The sequence below is a fragment of the Pseudomonas sp. SIMBA_067 genome (assembly GCF_046534675.1).
Lineage (GTDB): Bacteria > Pseudomonadota > Gammaproteobacteria > Pseudomonadales > Pseudomonadaceae > Aquipseudomonas > Aquipseudomonas putida.
Genome location: NZ_JAWRYH010000653.1, coordinates 1 through 262, shown reverse-complemented (window position 1 = coordinate 262; position 262 = coordinate 1). Strand labels below are relative to the sequence as shown.

Below are 262 nucleotides of genomic sequence, written 5' to 3'. Positions count from 1 at the left end.
AGCAGCAGGTAGGCGAGTGCGCCAACCAGCGTCACGCAGGCACAAATCATCAGCGCCATGCTGAACGATTTGGTGGTGTCGAGCACCCAGCCGGTGATGACCGGCGCAAACGAGGCGAAGATAAAGCTGGCGAAGTTCTGGATGCTGCCGACAGACGCTGTCATACGGGCGGTGACGTTGGCGTGGATCAATCCCCAGCACGACGTTCCGGCAAAGTGGATACAGAACAGCGCCATCCCAATCAGCGTTACCGCGCTGGTGG

The 262-nt window shown here is 59.9% G+C and carries 1 pseudogene; it reads right to left on the bottom strand.

Features of this window, described 5'->3' with window-relative positions:
• A pseudogene (locus tag SB765_RS30730) lies at positions 1–262 on the bottom strand (MFS transporter); the annotation flags it as partial.